This is a genomic window from Variovorax saccharolyticus, from assembly GCF_030316765.1.
Classification (GTDB): domain Bacteria; phylum Pseudomonadota; class Gammaproteobacteria; order Burkholderiales; family Burkholderiaceae_C; genus Variovorax; species Variovorax saccharolyticus.
Genome location: NZ_JASZYT010000003.1, coordinates 154,940 through 171,334, shown reverse-complemented (window position 1 = coordinate 171,334; position 16,395 = coordinate 154,940). Strand labels below are relative to the sequence as shown.

Annotated in this window: 16 protein-coding genes; 13 read left to right on the top strand and 3 right to left on the bottom strand. The window is 69.9% G+C overall.

The window, feature by feature from the left end; translation table 11 throughout:
• Positions 1–7 precede the first annotated feature (7 nt).
• Entirely contained in the window at positions 8–1,078 is a 1,071-nt protein-coding gene (locus tag QTI45_RS11525; protein WP_286654436.1) for a branched-chain amino acid ABC transporter permease, read from the top strand.
• The gene (locus QTI45_RS11520; RefSeq protein WP_286654435.1) at positions 1,075–1,845 is read left to right on the top strand and encodes a crotonase/enoyl-CoA hydratase family protein; all 771 of its coding nucleotides are present in this window, start codon (positions 1,075–1,077) and stop codon (positions 1,843–1,845) included. The genes QTI45_RS11525 and QTI45_RS11520 overlap by 4 nt, the downstream gene beginning before the upstream one ends.
• Positions 1,846–1,854: 9 nt before the next feature.
• On the opposite strand, the gene QTI45_RS11515 is transcribed toward QTI45_RS11520, so the two are convergent.
• On the bottom strand, positions 1,855–2,577 hold the full coding sequence (locus QTI45_RS11515; protein ID WP_286654434.1) for a GntR family transcriptional regulator: 723 nt from the start codon (positions 2,575–2,577) through the stop codon (positions 1,855–1,857).
• 189 nt (positions 2,578–2,766) lie between these two features.
• Between QTI45_RS11515 and QTI45_RS11510 the strand changes: the two genes are divergently transcribed.
• The 5 genes from QTI45_RS11510 (at position 2,767) to QTI45_RS11490 (ending at position 7,684) form a co-directional block, all read left to right on the top strand.
• Positions 2,767–3,552, top strand: a complete 786-nt coding sequence (locus QTI45_RS11510) for an enoyl-CoA hydratase-related protein (protein ID WP_286654433.1) — start codon at positions 2,767–2,769, stop codon at positions 3,550–3,552.
• A gap of 69 nt (positions 3,553–3,621) precedes the next feature.
• Positions 3,622–4,713: a phosphotransferase gene (locus QTI45_RS11505; protein WP_286654432.1), complete on the top strand. Its 1,092-nt coding sequence runs from the start codon at positions 3,622–3,624 to the stop codon at positions 4,711–4,713.
• 35 nt (positions 4,714–4,748) lie between these two features.
• Positions 4,749–5,951 carry an acyl-CoA dehydrogenase family protein gene (locus QTI45_RS11500; RefSeq protein WP_286654431.1) on the top strand — a complete coding sequence of 401 codons (1,203 nt, stop codon included), beginning with the start codon at positions 4,749–4,751 and terminating at the stop codon, positions 5,949–5,951.
• A 57-nt stretch (positions 5,952–6,008) separates the two neighbouring features.
• Positions 6,009–6,863, top strand: coding sequence for a helix-turn-helix transcriptional regulator (locus tag QTI45_RS11495; protein ID WP_286654430.1), 855 nt, complete (start codon positions 6,009–6,011; stop codon positions 6,861–6,863).
• A gap of 17 nt (positions 6,864–6,880) precedes the next feature.
• Positions 6,881–7,684, top strand: coding sequence for an SDR family oxidoreductase (locus QTI45_RS11490; protein WP_286654429.1), 804 nt, complete (start codon positions 6,881–6,883; stop codon positions 7,682–7,684).
• On the opposite strand, the gene QTI45_RS11485 is transcribed toward QTI45_RS11490, so the two are convergent.
• Both QTI45_RS11485 and QTI45_RS11480 read right to left on the bottom strand, forming a co-directional pair.
• The gene (locus QTI45_RS11485; protein ID WP_286654428.1) at positions 7,647–8,390 is read right to left on the bottom strand and encodes an SGNH/GDSL hydrolase family protein; all 744 of its coding nucleotides are present in this window, start codon (positions 8,388–8,390) and stop codon (positions 7,647–7,649) included. The genes QTI45_RS11490 and QTI45_RS11485 overlap by 38 nt on opposite strands.
• Positions 8,391–8,462: 72 nt before the next feature.
• Positions 8,463–9,302, bottom strand: coding sequence for an intradiol ring-cleavage dioxygenase (locus QTI45_RS11480; RefSeq protein ID WP_286654427.1), 840 nt, complete (start codon positions 9,300–9,302; stop codon positions 8,463–8,465).
• 169 nt (positions 9,303–9,471) lie between these two features.
• On the opposite strand from QTI45_RS11480, the gene QTI45_RS11475 reads away from it, so the two are divergent.
• The 6 genes from QTI45_RS11475 (at position 9,472) to QTI45_RS11450 (ending at position 16,388) form a co-directional block, all read left to right on the top strand.
• On the top strand, positions 9,472–9,828 hold the full coding sequence (locus QTI45_RS11475) for a hypothetical protein (RefSeq protein WP_286368746.1): 357 nt from the start codon (positions 9,472–9,474) through the stop codon (positions 9,826–9,828).
• A gap of 106 nt (positions 9,829–9,934) precedes the next feature.
• On the top strand, positions 9,935–11,173 hold the full coding sequence (locus QTI45_RS11470) for a TolC family protein (protein ID WP_286654426.1): 1,239 nt from the start codon (positions 9,935–9,937) through the stop codon (positions 11,171–11,173).
• Between the two features lie 19 nt (positions 11,174–11,192).
• Complete coding sequence (locus tag QTI45_RS11465; RefSeq protein ID WP_286654425.1) at positions 11,193–11,729, top strand: hypothetical protein; 537 nt, start codon at positions 11,193–11,195, stop codon at positions 11,727–11,729.
• Positions 11,726–12,829: an efflux RND transporter periplasmic adaptor subunit gene (locus QTI45_RS11460; protein WP_286654424.1), complete on the top strand. Its 1,104-nt coding sequence runs from the start codon at positions 11,726–11,728 to the stop codon at positions 12,827–12,829. The genes QTI45_RS11465 and QTI45_RS11460 overlap by 4 nt, the downstream gene beginning before the upstream one ends.
• Before the next feature lie 11 nt (positions 12,830–12,840).
• Positions 12,841–15,960 (top strand): efflux RND transporter permease subunit, encoded by a 3,120-nt coding sequence (locus QTI45_RS11455; protein WP_286654423.1) that lies wholly within the window; start codon positions 12,841–12,843, stop codon positions 15,958–15,960.
• 44 nt (positions 15,961–16,004) lie between these two features.
• Positions 16,005–16,388: a hypothetical protein gene (locus tag QTI45_RS11450; protein WP_286654422.1), complete on the top strand. Its 384-nt coding sequence runs from the start codon at positions 16,005–16,007 to the stop codon at positions 16,386–16,388.
• Positions 16,389–16,395: the final 7 nt, after the last annotated feature.

The window sequence follows — 16,395 nt, the reverse complement described above, 5'->3', positions numbered from 1 at the left end:
GGGCGCGATGTTCAATTCGATTCTCTCGGGCGACCTGCCGCGCAGCCGATGGCTCACGGCGCTGCTGGTGCTGGTGGTGGCCTATCTCGCCACCGCGCCCTTCCTGTTCTCGGGCGCGCGCTCGCTCAACGTGGCGGCGACCATCTGCGTCTTCGTGGTGCTGGTGGCTTCCTTCGACCTGCTGCTGGGCTACTGCGGCGTGGTGTCGTTCGCGCACGCGATGTTCTACGGCATCGGGGCCTACGGCGTCGCGATCGCGATGTACAAGCTCGGCCCGACCTGGTCGGCGATGCTGGTCGGCGCGCTGTCTGGGTTGGGCGTGTCGCTGCTGCTGTCCTTCCTGATCGCGCTGGTTTCGCTGCGGGTCAAGGCCATCTTCTACACGATGATGACGCTGGCGGTGGCGGCCGCCTTCGGTGCCCTGGTGACGCGCATGAGCGGCCTCACCGGCGGCGACGACGGCCGCACCTTCAAGCTGCCCGAGTCGCTGTCGCCGGGCTTCCGCCTGTTCGAGAACGACATCCTCGGCACCACGGTGAACGGCAAGGTGCTGACCTACTACCTGGTGTTCGCAAGCGCGGTGCTGCTGTTCCTGCTGATGCTCCGGGTCGTCAACTCGCGCTTCGGCCGCGTGCTGGAGGCCATCCGCGAGAACGAGTTCCGGGCCGAGGCGATCGGCTACCGGACCCTCTACTACCGCGTGGCGGTCAACTGCCTGGCGGCCGCGCTCGCGACCTGCGCCGGCATCCTCATGGCGCTGTGGCTGCGCTACGTCGGGCCGCAGACCACGGTCGGCTTCAACGTGATGCTCAACATCCTGCTGATGGCGGTGATCGGCGGGCTCGGCACGGTCTACGGCGCGGTGGTCGGCGTGGCGCTGTTCGTGGTGGCCGAGAACTACCTGCAGAGCCTGATGGGCGGCATGAGCGGCTCGCTCGGCGGGGTGCCGCTCTTGGCGGCGCTGTTCCACCCCGACCGCTGGCTGCTGTGGTTCGGCACCGTCTTCGTGCTGTCGGTCTACTTCTTCCCGAGCGGCATCGTCGGCAAGCTGCGGGCGTCCACCAAGGAGGTGCTGTGAATCCACCCGTCGTGCTCGTTGAAGTCAGGGGCAGCGTACAGATCATCACGATCAACCGTCCGGCGGTGCGCAATGCGATCAACAAGGAAGTGGCGGTCGCGCTCGCGGCGGCGTTGTCGGAACTCGATGCGCGGCCCGAACTGCACGTGGGCATCCTCACCGGCGCCGGCGGCTCCTTCTGCGCCGGCATGGACCTGAAGGCCTTCGCGGCCGGCGGCGACGAGCCGATCGTCGCGGGCCGGGGCTTCGCCGGCATGTGCGAAGCGCCGCCGGCGAAGCCGCTGATCGCGGCGGTCGAGGGCCATGCGGTGGCCGGCGGTTTCGAGATCGCGCTGGCCTGCGACCTGATCGTGGCGGCGCGCGGCGCCAGCTTCGGCCTGCCCGAGGTCAAGCGCGGGCTGGTCGCATCGTCGGGTGGCCTGATGCGGCTGCCGCACCGGGTCTCGCGCAACCTGGCGATGGAGCTGGCAATCGTCGGCGATCCGGTCACGGCCGAGCAGGCGGCCGCCTGCGGGCTGGTCAACCGGCTGGTGGAGAACGGCGGCGCGCTCGATGCCGCGCTCGAACTGGCTCGGCGCATCGATGCCAACGCGCCGCTCGCGGTCGCGGCCAGCAAGCAGATCGTGGATGCTTCGCGCACCTGGACCGACGATGAGATGTTCGAGCGCCAGCGGCCGCTGGCGCGCAAGGTCAACGGCTCCTCGGATGCGCGCGAGGGCGCGACCGCCTTCGCCGAGAAGCGCGCCGCGGTCTGGCAAGGCCGCTGAGGCTGGCGCTCAGGCCAGCGCGAACGCGCTCATCCGCGGCAGCGTGCGCTCGCCGGTCTTCTGCAGGTGCCGCCGCATGCGGCTCTCGGCCTTGGCCTCGTCGCCCTCGAGGATGGCTTCGGTGATGGCGCGGTATTCGGCCACCATCGCCTTCAGGTCGGCGGTGGTCAGCGAGTGATAGAACTGGGCGCGGAACAGGTGGGCCCGCGCCTGCGGCAGCACGCGGTCGAGTTCGCCGCTATCGGCGATCTCGAACATCACCTTGTAGTAGTTGGCGCGCTCGTCGAGCACGCGGTCGAGCGCCTCGGGCGTGCGGGCGCTGACCAGCTTCTGCGCCGCGGCCTCGAAGCGCCTTGCGTTGTCTGCGCGGTGGATGTTGGCGGCGGCCAGCCGCGCGGCCAGGCCCGACAGCACCTCCAGCACGCCGAGCAGGCTGGCGGCGTCTTCGCGCGTGAGCGAGCGGATCACGGCGCCGCGGTGCGGCGTGAGGTCGACCACGCCGCTCGACGCCAGGATGCGCAGGGCTTCGCGCACGGTGCTGCGGCTCACGCCCAGATCGCGTGTGAGATCGGCCTCGACCAGCCGCTGGCCGACCGTGAAGCGCCGCATCAGGATGCCCTTGCTGATCGCGTCGGCCACGCGGTCGGGCGTGCTGCGCGGATGCGGCGTCTCGGGCGCCGGCCGGGCGCGGGCGGGCATTCTGGGTGCGACGGTCTTGAGGGCGATGGTCATGCAGCTTCGCGCGCTTGGGGCGGGATTGTTGACGTAATTGTCAGGCAATACGCATCGGCCACAAGGGCTTTGCCCTCGGATGAACCCTCGAAAAGCCAAAGTCGCAGCGAGTTGGCACAAGACGCAGGGCAGGGCCTTGCCTACGCTCGGCCATCGTCGCGGCGCCGCTGCGTTCAAAGAGGTCCTGGATTGTCCGACTCCGTACTGCTGGAGCGTGAGGGCGCGGTCGCACTGCTCACGCTCAACCGCCCCGAACGGGCCAATGTGCTCGACCTCGAGACCGGTCGCGCGCTGGTCGACTGCATCGAGCGGCTGGCGGCCGACAAGGGCGTGCGCGCGGTGTTGCTGCGGGCCCGTGGCCGGCAGTTCTGCGCCGGCGGCGACATCGCCGACTTCGTCGATGCGGGCGGCGACCTGTCCGGCCTGCTCGACCGCGCGATCCCGCCGCTGCACCGCGCGATCCACACGCTGGCGACGCTGCCGGTGCCGGTGGTCAGCGCGCTCAACGGTCCGGTCGGCGGCGGCGGCATCGGCCTCGCGCTTTGTGCCGACATCGTGCTCGCGGCCGAGTCGATGAAGCTGCGCGGCGGCTATACGGCGATCGGCCTCACACCCGACGCCGGATCGTCCTGGCTGCTGGCGCGCCGCGTGGGTGCCGCGCGTGCCAAGGAGATCTTCCTGACCAACCAATCATTGACGGCGCGCGAATGCCTGGCGATCGGCGCCGTGTCGCAGGTCCATCCGGACGCCGAACTCGAAGCCCGTGCGCGCGAACGGGTCGAGGCGCTCGCCGCCGGCGCCACCGCGGCGCTGGCGCGGACCAAGGCCCTGCTCGACGGCGCGGCCGGCCGCGCGCTCGAAGCCCAACTCGAGATCGAGCACCGCGGCATGGTCGCCTCGGGCGCCACGGCCGATGCCCAGGAGGGCGTCAAGGCCTTCTCGGCCAAGAGAAACCCTCTGTTTATCGGGCGATAGTGTCGGACAAACCCTGATGTATTGTCAGACAATGTGGCCTACGATGGGCCGCATGCAAGGACCTTCCTCGTGAGCGCGAACTCTCCGGAAACCGCCCCGCGGCCGCTGGACACGGTCCGCCTGGCAGCCTGGCTCGAAGGCCGGCTGCCCGGCCTGCGCGGCCCGCTGAGCGCCACCCGCTTCAAAGGCGGCCAGTCCAACCCAACCTATCTCCTGAGCGATTCCGCCGGTGCCCGCTACGTGCTGCGCAAGCAACCCGACGGCGTGCTGCTGCCCTCCGCGCATGCGGTCGACCGCGAGTACCGGGTGCTGCATGCCCTGGGCGGCACCGACGTGCCGGTGGCGCGCGTGCATTGCTTCTGCGACGACCCGCAGGTGGTCGGCACGCCGTTCTACGTGATGGCATTCGTCGACGGCCGCGTGCTCTGGGACCCGGCGCTGCCCGGCATGCCGGTGGCCGGGCGCAGCGCCATCTACGACGAGATGAACCGCGTGGTCGCCGCGCTGCATCGGGTCGACGTGGATGCGGCCGGACTGGCCCACTACGGCCGGCCCGGGGCCTTCTTCGAGCGCCAGATCGCGCGCTGGACCCGCCAGTACCAGGCGACGGTCGAAGGCCCCGGCGGCGTCGACGCGATTCCCGCGATGGAGCGGTTGATCGAGTGGCTGCCGGCGAATGTCCCGGTCACGCCGACGGGCCGGGACGAAAGCTGCATCTTCCATGGCGACCTGCGCATCGACAACATGATCTTCCACCCGAGCGAGCCGCGCGTGCTGGCGCTGCTCGACTGGGAACTGTCCACGCTCGGCCACCCGCTGGCCGACTTCGCCTACCACGCGCTGCCCTGGCGCCTGGGCGCGCAGCAGTTCCGCGGCATGGCCGGCGCCGACTTCGCGGCCCTCGGCATTCCGGGCGAGCGCGCCTACCTCGATGCCTATTGCCGCCGGGTCGGCCGCGAGCCGGTCGATCCGTCGCATTGGGAGTTCTACCTGGCCTACGCCATGTTCCGGCTCGCCGCCATCCTGCAAGGCATTCTCAAGCGCTCGCACGACGGCACGGCGTCGAGCGCCGAGGCGCGCGAGACCGGTGCCCGCGCCCGGCCGATCGCCGAGGCCGCCTGGCGCCAGGTCGAGGCCCACTTCCCCAGGACCGCGCGCTAGTTGCGGCTCTCATCCATTCCATCCGAAAGTCACCCGTGTTCGAGTTCTCCCCCAAGGTCCAGGATCTGCAGCAACGCCTCGTCGCCTTCATGGACGAGCACATCTATCCGAACGAGAAGCGCTACTACCGCGAGGCCGAAGAACTGGGCCCGTGGAAGGTCGCCCCGGTGCTCGAGGAGCTCAAGCCCAAGGCCCGTGCCGCCGGCCTGTGGAACCTGTTCCTGCCGGAGTCCGAGCACGGCGCCGGCCTGAGCAACTTCGAATACGCGCCGCTGTGCGAGATCATGGGCCGCTCCCACCTGGCGCCCGAGGTCTTCAACTGCTCCGCGCCCGACACCGGCAACATGGAGGTGCTGGCCCGCTACGGCACGCCCGAGCAGCAGGCGAAGTGGCTGGTGCCGCTGCTGGCCGGCGAGATCCGCTCCTGTTTCGCGATGACCGAGCCCGACGTGGCCTCCAGCGACGCCACCAACATCGAGTCGAGCATCGTGCGCGACGGCGACCACTACGTGATCAACGGCCGCAAGTGGTACACCACCAATGCCACCGACCCGCGCTGCAAGATCTGCATCTTCATGGGCAAGTCCGACCCCGACAATGCCGACCGCCACAAGCAGCAGTCGATGATCCTGGTGCCGCTGGACACGCCCGGCGTCACGGTGGTGCGGCCGATCGCGGTGTTCGGCTTCTATGGCGTGCCCGACCGGGCATCCGAAGTCACTTTCGAGAACGTGCGCGTGCCGGCCTCGAACATGCTGCTCGGCGAGGGCCGCGGCTTCGAGATCGCCCAGGGCCGGCTCGGCCCGGGACGCATCCACCACTGCATGCGGCTGGTCGGCCTGGCCGAGAAGATGCTCGAGCTGATGTGCCAGCGCAGCCTGTCGCGCGTGGCCTTCGGCAAGCCCGTGGCGCAGCAGGGCGTGACGGTCGAGCGCATCGCCGAGTCGCGCATCCTGATCGAGCAGGCCCGGCTGCTGACCTTGAACGCGGCGCATCGCATGGACACCGTGGGCAACAAGGTCGCCAAGGCCGAGATCGCGATGATCAAGGTGGCGGCGCCCAAGATGGCTTGCCAGGTGATCGACTGGACCATCCAGGCCTTCGGCGGCGGCGGCACCAACAACGACGTCGGCATCGCGTCGGCCTATGCCACCGCGCGCCTGCTGCGGCTGGCCGACGGGCCCGACGAAGTGCACCGCAACCAGATCGGGCAGCTGGAGCTCAGGAAGTATCGCTAGCCCCAGGCATCCGGCCCGCGGCAACCCGAACGGCAGAACAGAAGCAAGGAGACAAGCATGCACATCGAACTCGAATCTTCCGCATCCTCGATCGCCGTGCGCGGCAGCGCCCCCGCGCGGCAGGAGCCGCTCATGTGGCTGAACGCGGATCGCGTGCTCTACGTGGGCCTGCTCGGCGAGCCCTCGGTGCGCACCTTCGGCGCCTATTCGATCTACGTCTCGCTCAGCAAGCCGCACCGCATCAGCGTCGCGGGCGGCGCCTGGGAGGAGGCCGAGGTGTCGGTGATTCCGCCCTACGTGCCGCACCGCATCGCCTCGGGCGAACGCATGATCTGCAACATCCTCATCGAGGCCGACAGCGTGGAGAGCAAGCGCCTGCCGGCCTTCATCGCGCAGGGGCGCGGCCTCGTGTGCGAAGACGAGGTGCTGCGTGCCTTGCGTGCCGCGCTCGAACGCTTCCGTTGCAGCAGCACGCGGCAGTTCCCGCAGACGGCCGACTTCGACCGCAGCTTCTTCGGCGACGCGCTGGCGCCGCGTGCCATCGACCGGCGCATCCGCGCCACGCTCGCGCGCATCAAGGACGACCCCAACAGCCACACCTCGGCGCAAGACTGCGCCGACGCTTCGCACCTGTCGGTGTCGCGTTTCCTGCACCTGTTCAAGGCCGAGGTGGGCACGCCGTTCCGCAGCTTCCGCACCTGGCAGCGGGCCCGCAGCGTTCTCTACTACGTGACGCAGAACGCCAACCTCGCGAACATCGCGCTCGATGTCGGCTACCCCGACTCGACCCATTTCAGCCACTCGATCCGGCAGGTCTACGGCCTGACACCCAAATCGATCTTCGCCGGCAGCCGCAGGCTCGAGCTCTACGGCCGGGCCGCCGCGGGCTCGCCGCGCTACCAGTTCGCCTGATTCTTTTTCGAGGACCCATGCAAGTAGATTTCGATTTCACAGGCCGGCACGTCGTCGTGTTCGGCGGCACCACGGGCATCAACTTCGGCATCGCGCACGCGTTCGCGCGCCAGGGCGCCAGGCTCACGGTGGCCAGCCGCAAGCCCGAGAACGTCGAGGCCGCGGTCGCCGAACTGCGCGGTCACGGCGGCGAGGTGCATGGCGTGTGCGCCGACGTGCGCGACTTCGATGCGGTGGGCCGGGCCCTGCAGGAATCGGTCGACCGCTTCGGCCCCATCGACGTGCTGGTGTCCGGCGCGGCCGGCAACTTTCTCTGCGAGGCCAAGGACATGTCGTCCAACGGCTTCAAGGTGGTGGTCGACATCGACCTGGTCGGCAGCTTCCACGTGCTGCGCCAGGCGCATGCGCACCTGCGCAAGCCCGGCGCATCGGTGATCAGCATCACGGCGCCGCAGTCCTTCGTGCCGATGCGCTACCAGGCGCACGCCTGTGCCGCCAAGGCCGGTGTCGACCAGCTCACGCGCGTGCTGGCGCTCGAATGGGGCGGCGAGGGCCTTCGCATCAACTCGATCTCGCCGGGCCCGATCGACGGCACCGAGGGCTTCCGCAAGCTGATGGCGCCGTCGGCGGCCGAACGGCAGTCGGCGCAGGACGCGGTGCCGCTCAAGCGCTTCGGCAGTCTCGACGACATCGCCAACCTGGCGCTGTTCCTGGCTTCGCCCTATGCGGGCTACATCTCGGGCGCCGTGATTCCGTGCGACGGGGGCGGCGCGGTCGAAAGCGTTAAGCCGGCGCTCGAGTCGGCGGGGGCGTCGATCTAGCTGCGGGCCGCTGGCTGCATTCCGGCGCCACGCGGTCCAGCGCCGCGACCAGCCTGTCGGTGAGCCGCAGGCTGTATTCGGAGGTCGGATGCACGTCGTCCGCCAGCGCGACCGGGCCGGCCTCGCCGATGTCCGCGAACTCGACCTTCATGTCCTCGGCCAGTTCGTCCACCTCGTCGTCGACGAGGTCGCGCCCGGCCATCTTGTCGGGTGTCATGAAGGCATTGGGCAACTGCCGCGCATAGCCTGTCAGCACCGGGATGCGGCCTTCGTAGCGGACGGTGTGAACCATCCAGGGCAGGTTGTGCAGGACGGTCTCCCCGGCCCAGCCTTCGGCGATGCCGCTGCCGATCACGACCACGCGGGCCGCGCGCGGATCGGTCCTGAATCCCTTGGCCAGCTTCGCCAGCGACTGGCCGGGCTGCGTTCGGTCGTCGATGCGCCATGCAGGCCGCCGCGCCTTGAGTTCGGCCGCCGGGTTGCGCGGATGGCGCATGAAGCGCTCATGGTCGACGTAGGCGCCGTTGAGGATCGAGTCGCCATACAGCACCACCGAGCAATCCGGTGCCTGGGTCGATGGCAGGGCCGTGAAGGCGGGGGGCGCCACGCCGGCGAGGGTGGCGAGTTCCTGCGGATCGTCCAGATGCAGATCGCATCCGGCAAGGGCGAGGCACAGGGCAGGCAAGGCAAGGGAGGCGAGATTCATGCGCAAGCGTGAAATCCTATCCGGGCCGTGTTGCCGGCGTGTGTAGGCCGACGCCCACGATCGTCGACCGCGCTAGGCCCTTCCGGGCACCAGCGCCCGGGTGCGCGCCTCGCCGTCGAGCGGCTGGAATTGCGGTGGAGGCGGACCGCCGGGCCGGCCTCGGCCTGCCGGCCCTCGCTCGCCCGGCGGCGGCGGCGCCCGCTCGGCGACCGGCCTGGCCGCGGGGTCCGCCACCAGCGTCAGGCTGGCGACATAGGCGCGTGCCTCTTCGCGCACGGCGCCCAGCACGGTGGCCCCGGCCTGCAGCGCGATGCCGTCGCTGCTGTTGAGCGTGTCGCGCAGGCTGGCGCGGCGATAGTCCGGCAGCCGGGTGTAGAGGAACTCGCTGAGCGCGTCGGGCAGGAAGAACTGCGAGGTGAGGACCTCATGCGCGCCGTCGAAGACCTTGAAGTGCACATGCGTCGTGCGGCCGCGATACCAGCCGGGGTAGATGGTCGAGAACGCGGCCGTGCCGCTGGCATCGGTCAGCAGCGAGCCGCGCAGGAAGCTCTGGCCCTGGGTGGACAGTCGCTGGTCTTCGCCCTGGCCGGCATAGCCGGAGTAGACCCCTTGCGCATCGCAATGCCAGATGTCGACCCGCGCGCCCGGCCACGGCCTTCGCTCCAGGCCCAGCACCGTGAAGCGGACCTCCAGCGGCACGCCGGGCCGTCCTTCGGTGATGTCGGACCGGAACTTGCGCGCATCGAAGTAGTACGGGCCTTCGGTGGCGGCCGCGGTCAGGGGCAGGCGGCCTGGATCGGAGGGCGCGAGGCTTTCTGCGCGCGAGGCGTTGCCCGCGACCGTGGCGGCCAGTCCGGAGATCAGCACGCCGCGGCGCGATGCGCGAAAGGAGGGCGGGGCGTTCGTGGGCATGGAAGGTGTCATGGCTGTCGGCGCCGGGTTCAGGCCGGCTCGGCCATCGATGCTGCGCCGGGATCGGAGAGAAATCTGGGAGGCAGGCAGGCAGGCAGCCAGCCGAGCCGCGCCATTTGCCCTTTCGGATTTCCGGCCCATCGGGTGCTTTGATAGACTCGCGCCCCTCATGCGCCGCCTCGTGTTCATCTTCCTGATGGTCGTGCTGCCGATCCAGTGGACCTGGGCGGCGGCAGCGAGCGTCTGCGCGCACGAGCCACAGGGCGCCAGCCACTTCGGTCACCATCAGCACGAGCACGCCGACGCTGCGCAGGCGGTGCAGCCGGCCGACGAAGGCCCGGCCGGCTCGCTCTCGAACCATCCGGATTGCGGCGTCTGCCACGCGGCAGCCACCGCGGTGGTGCCGGCCTCGGAAAGCGTGCCGACCCTCTGGGGTGGCCACGCCTATTCCGTTCGCTACGCATGGGCGGTGCCAGACCGCTTCGTCGACACGCTCCTGCGGCCGCCCTCGGCCCTCGTCGCCTGACAGGCTGACGAGGCGGTTGATCCGTTGGCGCCCATCCGGCGCGCCACCCTCGTCGGGTTCTTGAATCGGCGGGCCGCCGCGCCTGCCATCGCGACGAGACCATCACATGAATTCAACCCACTGGGGAACCCCCGGTGCGCTGGTGCTTGCACTGGCTTGCGGCCTGCCGGTGCAAGCGCAGCCGGCCGCCTCGGGCGGCGGCTCGATCAAGCAGGGCTTCGAAGCCGCATGGGCGCGGCAGCCCGAGTACCGTGGCGCCGGCTTGCGTCGGGACGCCGCAACCGCTTCGGAGGCGGCGGCGCAGCGCTGGACCCCCGAGCCGCCGGCGCTCGAACTGACAGCCAAGGGCGACCGCCTGACCAGCAACACCGGCGCGCGGGAGTACGAGGCCAAGGTCGCCGTCCCGATCTGGCTGCCGGGCGAAAAGTCCCGTTCGCTGGCCGCTGCCCATGCCGACAGCGGCGCCGTCGAGGCGCGCCTGTTCGCCGCGCAATGGCGCTTGGCCGCGGAGGTTCGGGAGGCCTACTGGACCTATGCGAAGGCCAGTCTGGATCGCTCCCTGGCACAGCAACGCCTGAGCGGTTCGCAGCAGCTCGCGGCCGATGTCGCACGGCGCGTCGGCGCGGGCGACCTGGCCCGGTCCGACAGCCATCAGGCCGAGGCGGCGGTGGCGGCGGCCGAAGGCGCCGTGGCCGAGTCGGATGCGGCGCTGGCGCAGGCCGCGCAGCGCTGGACCGCGCTGACCGGCGCGGCGCCGCTCGCCGTCGAGCAGCTGGCGTCCGAAGCGAGGCCGGTCGAACCGCCGGCCGATGCCTCGCATCCCGTGCTTCAGGACCTGGTGGCGCGCGCCGATGTGGCGCGGCGCCAGGCCGAACTGGCCGCGGCGCAGACCCGCGCCAATCCCGAACTGATGCTGGGCGTGACGCGCGAGCGTTCCGACGCCAACGAACGCTACGCCCAGGTACTCAGCGTGGCGGTCCGCATCCCGCTCGGAAGACTCAGCCGCAGCGATGCGCGGATCGCGGTCGCCGGCGCCGAGCAGACGGAGGCCGAAGCCCAGTTGCTCGTCGAGCAGGCGCGCATCGGCGCCGAGGCCCGGGCCGCCAGCGAGCGCGTGAAGGCGCTCGCGCTGGCGGTCGAGGCGGCAGAGCGCCGCAGCCGGCTGGCCGGTGAATCGCGCGGCTTCTTCGAGAAGTCGTTCCGGCTCGGCGAAACCGACCTGCCGACCCGCCTGCGGATCGAGCAGGAGGCGGCCGACGCGCAGCGCCAGGCGGCCCGCAGCCGCATCGATCTCGCTGCTGCGGTCTCGCAGTGGCGCCAGGCACTCGGCTTGTTGCCGCAATAGCCAAGGAAAGAACAACGCAATGATCTCCAGACACACATTGAATGCCCTGGCCCTGGTGGCCGCCCTGGGCGCCGTGCCTGCCACGGCCGCGGATGAGCACGGCCATGACCATGGCCCGGCCGCCGCACCGAGCGGCCCGGCGCTGCCGCGCTTCGCGGCCGTTTCCGACGCCTTCGAACTGGTGGGCGTGATCGACGGCAAGAAGCTCACGCTCTACCTCGACAGCTTCGAGGACAACGCGCCGGTCAGGAACGCCAAGGTCGAACTCGAGATCGGCGGCGCGAAGCTCGCGCTCGCCGAGCGCGCGGACGGCGAGTACGAAGGCACGCTGGCCGAAGCGCTCGAGCCGGGCGTCGTCGCGGTGACTGCGTCCGTCGTCGCCGGCGGTCTGTCCGACCTGCTGGCGGCGGACCTGGACTTGCATGCGGCGGCGCCCGTCGCGGACGTGCACGGGCGCGATTGGCGCACGGTCGCCGCCTGGACCGCCGGCGCGCTCGTCGTGCTCGGCGCGGGCGCCGCGCTGCGGCGCCGCGCACGCATGGGAGCTCCAGCATGATCGCCAGGTCGATACTCGCGCTCATCGTCGCCTGCGCGCTGCCGGCCTGGGCCGCGGACGGGCATGGCCACAGCCATGGCGAATCGGCGCCGGCCGCGCCGTCGAACGGACCGAGCCGCCTGCCGGATGGCAGCGTGTTCCTTCCCAAGGCGGCACAGCGGCAACTGTCGATCCGGACCGCCGTCGCCAGCACCGAGGAACTGGCGCGCACCGTCGAGCTGGCGGGCAAGGTCACGATGGACCCGAACGCGGGCGGCAAGGTGCAGCCCACGACTGCGGGCCGCGTGGAGCCCGGTCCGCGAGGCCTGCCTGCGGTCGGTCAAGCGGTTCGCAAGGGCGAGCTGCTGGCCTACGTGATTCCGTCCAGCGCGCCGCTGGAGCGCTCGGTCCAGGCGGCCCAGCTCGCGGAACTGCGGGCGTCGCGGGCTCTGGCCGAAAAACGCCTGGCCCGGCTCAAGGCGCTGTCGGACACCGTGCCGCAAAAGGAGATCGAGGCCGCCGAGGCCGACCTGGCCAGCCTGGGCGCGCGCGCCGGCGCCGTCCATGCCGGGCTGAACGAGCGCGAGGCATTGGTGGCCCCGGTGGCCGGCGTCATCGCTTCCTCCAATGTGGTCGCGGGGCAGGTGGTCGATGCGCGGGAACTGGTCTACGAAGTGGTCGACCCCCATCGACTGGCCATCGAAGCGCTGTCCTTCGATCCCGAGCTCGGGGCGAACGTCGGCGGCGCGACGCTTGCCGTCGGCGGCGATCGCGTGCCGCTGCGTTTTCTGGGCGCGGCGCGCGCGCTGCGCGAACAAGCGCTGCCATTGAGCTTCGCGGCCAGCGGCGCGGCCTTGTCGAAGCTGGCGGTGGGCCAGCCGGTCAAGGTCCATGTCCGGACTCTTTCGAAGGTCCAGGGCATCGCGGTCCCGGCGGCTTCGCTCATGAGGAGTCCGTCGAACCAGACCATCGTGTGGGTCAAGACGGCGCCCGAGAAGTTCGAGCCTCGCGTCGTCAGCGTCGAACCGCTGGACGGCGTGACGGTCGCGGTGACTTCGGGCCTGAAGGCCGGCGACCGCATCGCCACGCAAGGTGCCAGCCTCATCAACCAGGTCCGCTGAAGGAGCCACGAATGTTCAAGTGGCTACTGACGAGCAGCCTGTCGAACCGGTTGCTGGTGCTCATCGCCAGCGTGGTTCTGATGGCCTATGGCGCATGGACCCTGTCGCGCACGCCGGTCGACGTCTTTCCCGACCTCGACAAGCCCACCGTCACGGTCATGACCGAGGCCGGCGGCATGGCCGCCGAGGAGGTGGAGCAACTCATCACCTTCCCGCTGGAGACGACGATGAACGGCCTGCCCGGCGTCGAGACGGTTCGCTCGGTCTCCTCGGCCGGGCTGTCCTTCCTCTACGTGACCTTCGGCTGGGACACCGACATCTTCCGCGCCCGGCAGATGGTGTCCGAGCGCCTGGCTTCGATGGAGGAGGGCCTGGCCGAGGGCATCGTGCCGCGCATGGGGCCGATCAGTTCGATCATGGGCGAGATCATGCAGATCGCGATCCCGGTCGACACCGCGAAGATCTCGCCGATGGCGGTGCGCGAGTACGCGGACTGGGTGCTTCGCCCCCGCCTGATGGCGATCCCGGGTGTGGCCCAGGTGATTCCGATCGGCGGCGAGGTGCGGCAGTTCCAGGTCCAGCCGAACACGACACGCATGTCGGAACTGGGCATCACGCACGAGCAGCTGGAGGCCGCGCTCAAGGGCTTCTCGTCCAACACCTCGGGTGGCTTCCTCGAACTCAACGGACGCGAATACCTGATCCGCCACCTCGGCCGCACTTCGCTGCTCGACGACCTGAAGAACCTGGCGCTGGCGTCGCGCAACGGCCAGGCGATCCTGCTGCGCCAGATCGCGGACGTGAGCTTCGCGGCCGCACCGAAGCGCGGCGACGCCGGCTTCGAGGGCAAGCCGGCGGTCATCCTCGGCATCCAGAAGCAGCCCACGGCCGACACCGTCTCGCTCACCCGGGCGATCGAGGCGGCGCTCGACGGCATGAAGGCCTCGCTGCCGGCCGGCATGGAGACGCCGCGCGTGACCTTCAGGCAGGCGAGCTTCATCGAGTCCTCGATCGACAACCTGAAGTGGAAGCTGGCCGGAGCGTCGGTCTTCGTCGCGGCGATCCTCTTCCTGTTCCTGGGCACCTTGCGGCCGACCGTCATCGCGCTCACCGCGATCCCGGTCTCCATCCTGATGGCGGCGCTGGTGTTCAAGTACTTCGGCCTGTCGATCAACACCATGACACTGGGCGGGCTGGCGGTCGCGGTGGGCGGCCTGGTGGACGATGCGGTGGTCGGGCTCGAGAACGCCATTCGCCGCCTCAGGGAAGACCGGGCCAAGCATCCGACGCACCGTCTCGATCCGGTCGAGGTGGTGGCGCGGGCGACGATGGAGATCCGCTCCTCGATCCTCTATGCGACCATCATCATCGTGCTGGTGTTCGTGCCGCTGTTCGCCTTGCCCGGCATGGAAGGCAAGCTCTTCGTGCCGCTGGGTGTCGCCTTCATCGTCTCGACGCTCGCGAGCCTGATCGTCTCGGTGACCCTGACGCCGGTGCTCTCGTCCTACCTGCTGCCGCGCATGAAGTCGCTCGACCACGGCGACACCCGGCTGCTGGCCTGGCTGAAGGCCAGGTACGCCAGCGGGCTGCAGAAGGTGCTGAACCGGCCGAAGCGCGCCCTCGCGGCCGCCGGCCTTGCGGTGCTGGCGTCGCTCGCGGCGGTGCCTTTTTTTCCGACCACCTTCCTGCCGCCCTTCAACGAGGGGACGCTGCTGGTCGGGATGCGATTGAATCCCGGCGTCACGCTGGCCGAGACTGCGGCGCTGGCACGCCAGGCGGAGGTGTTGATCACGCAGGTGCCGGAGGTCACGCACGTCGGACGCCGCAGCGGGCGCGCCGAGCTCGACGAGCACGCGGAGGGTGTCCACGTCAGCGAACTCGATGTCGGACTCAGGCCGACCGCCGAGCTGACGCGATCGATGGGCGAGATCTCGGCCGACATCCGGGCGCGGCTGGTGAACCTGCCGGCCGCGGTCTCGATCGGGCAGCCGATCTCGCATCGCATCGATCACATGCTCTCGGGCGTCCGTTCGCAGATCGCCCTCAAGCTGTTCGGCGACGACCTCGACACGCTGCGCGGCCAGGCGGACCTGCTGCGCGGCCGGCTGGCAGCGATCCCGGGGCTGGCCGATCTCGAGATCGAGAAGCAGGTGCTGGCGCCGCAGATCAAGGTCAGGGTGGACTACGCGGCCGCGGCCCGCCACGGGGTTGCGGCGCCGCAGATACTGAACGCGCTGCAAAGCCTGGTGGAGGGCGAGAAGCTCACGCAGATCGTCGAAGGCAGCCGCCGCTTCGCGCTGGTCGTGAAGCTGCCCGAATCCGCGCGCTCCGCCGAGGGGCTGCGGGACATCCTCATCGAGACGCCGTCCGGCCGTGTGCCGCTGTCGCAGCTGGCCTCCATCGAAGAGGGCGACGGCCCGAACCAGATCAGCCGCGACGATGGCAAGCGGCGCATCGTGCTGTCGGCCAATGCGCAAGGACGCGCGCTCTCCGACATCGTCGCGGACATGCGCAAGGTCGTTGCCGGCACGCCGCTGCCCGAGGGCTACTTCGTGACGCTCGGGGGCCAGTTCCAGGCGCAGGAAGAAGCGTCCCGGCTGGTCGGCCTGTTGTCGCTGGTGTCGCTGACCCTGATGTTCGTGGTGCTCTACAGCCGCTACCAGTCGGCCGGGCTCTCGCTGCTGATCATGGCGAACATCCCGCTGGCGCTGGTGGGCGCCGTCGTCGGCCTGTGGCTCGCGGGCCAGCCGCTGTCGGTGGCGGCGCTGGTCGGCTTCATCACCCTGGCCGGCATCTCGGTGCGCAACGGGATCCTGAAGGTCAGCCACTACATCAACCTGATGCGCTTCGAAGGCGAGGGCTTCGACCAGAAGATGATCGTCCGCGGCTCGCTCGAACGGCTGGCACCGGTGCTGATGACGGCGCTCGTGACCGCATTCGCGCTGGCGCCGCTGCTGTTCGAGGCCGAGCGGCCGGGCACCGAGATCCTGCATCCGGTCGCAGTCGTCATCTTCTGCGGGCTGATCAGCTCGACGCTGCTCGACACCTTCCTGACGCCGGCCATGTTCTGGCTCTTCGGCCGCAAGGCCGCGGAGCGACTCGCGCAGGCCAAGGGGCAAGAGGCCCTTTGACCCGCCTTCATTCAATCAATCAATCGAACCTCTGGAGGACTTCCATGAAAAAGCAGGCACTGATGGCCATCCTGGCCCTGAGCATGGCGGGCGGCGCCCTGGCCGCGGGCGACCACAAGCACGATGACCATGCGCCGCGGCATGGCGGCGTCGTCGCACCGGGCAAGGAGGCCGACTTCGAACTGGTGGCCAGGCCCGATGCGCTGCACCTCTACCTGAGCGACCACGGCAAGCCGATGGACCCGTCCAAGGCGGCCGCGAAGCTCACCTTGCTCGCAGGCGCGGAGAAGACCGAGGTCGAACTCAAGCCGGCCGGCGACAAGCTGGAAGCCAAAGGCAGCTTCAAGGTGGCTGCGGGCACGAAGGCGGTGGCCGTGGTGACGAACGCGGGCAAGACCCTGGGGACGGCGCGCTTCACGCTCAAGTGAGAGCCGG

Coding starts and splice junctions, on each gene's coding strand:
- QTI45_RS11525 (WP_286654436.1), top strand. CDS start 8: ATGTTCAATTCGATTCTCTCGGGCGACCTGCCGCGCAGCCGATGGCTC.
- QTI45_RS11495 (WP_286654430.1), top strand. CDS start 6,009: ATGCACATCGAACTCGAATCTTCCGCATCCTCGATCGCCGTGCGCGGC.
- QTI45_RS11465 (WP_286654425.1), top strand. CDS start 11,193: ATGATCTCCAGACACACATTGAATGCCCTGGCCCTGGTGGCCGCCCTG.
- QTI45_RS11515 (WP_286654434.1), bottom strand. CDS start 2,577: ATGACCATCGCCCTCAAGACCGTCGCACCCAGAATGCCCGCCCGCGCC.
- QTI45_RS11490 (WP_286654429.1), top strand. CDS start 6,881: ATGCAAGTAGATTTCGATTTCACAGGCCGGCACGTCGTCGTGTTCGGC.
- QTI45_RS11475 (WP_286368746.1), top strand. CDS start 9,472: ATGCGCCGCCTCGTGTTCATCTTCCTGATGGTCGTGCTGCCGATCCAG.
- QTI45_RS11460 (WP_286654424.1), top strand. CDS start 11,726: ATGATCGCCAGGTCGATACTCGCGCTCATCGTCGCCTGCGCGCTGCCG.
- QTI45_RS11470 (WP_286654426.1), top strand. CDS start 9,935: ATGAATTCAACCCACTGGGGAACCCCCGGTGCGCTGGTGCTTGCACTG.
- QTI45_RS11450 (WP_286654422.1), top strand. CDS start 16,005: ATGAAAAAGCAGGCACTGATGGCCATCCTGGCCCTGAGCATGGCGGGC.
- QTI45_RS11485 (WP_286654428.1), bottom strand. CDS start 8,390: ATGAATCTCGCCTCCCTTGCCTTGCCTGCCCTGTGCCTCGCCCTTGCC.
- QTI45_RS11455 (WP_286654423.1), top strand. CDS start 12,841: ATGTTCAAGTGGCTACTGACGAGCAGCCTGTCGAACCGGTTGCTGGTG.
- QTI45_RS11480 (WP_286654427.1), bottom strand. CDS start 9,302: ATGCCCACGAACGCCCCGCCCTCCTTTCGCGCATCGCGCCGCGGCGTG.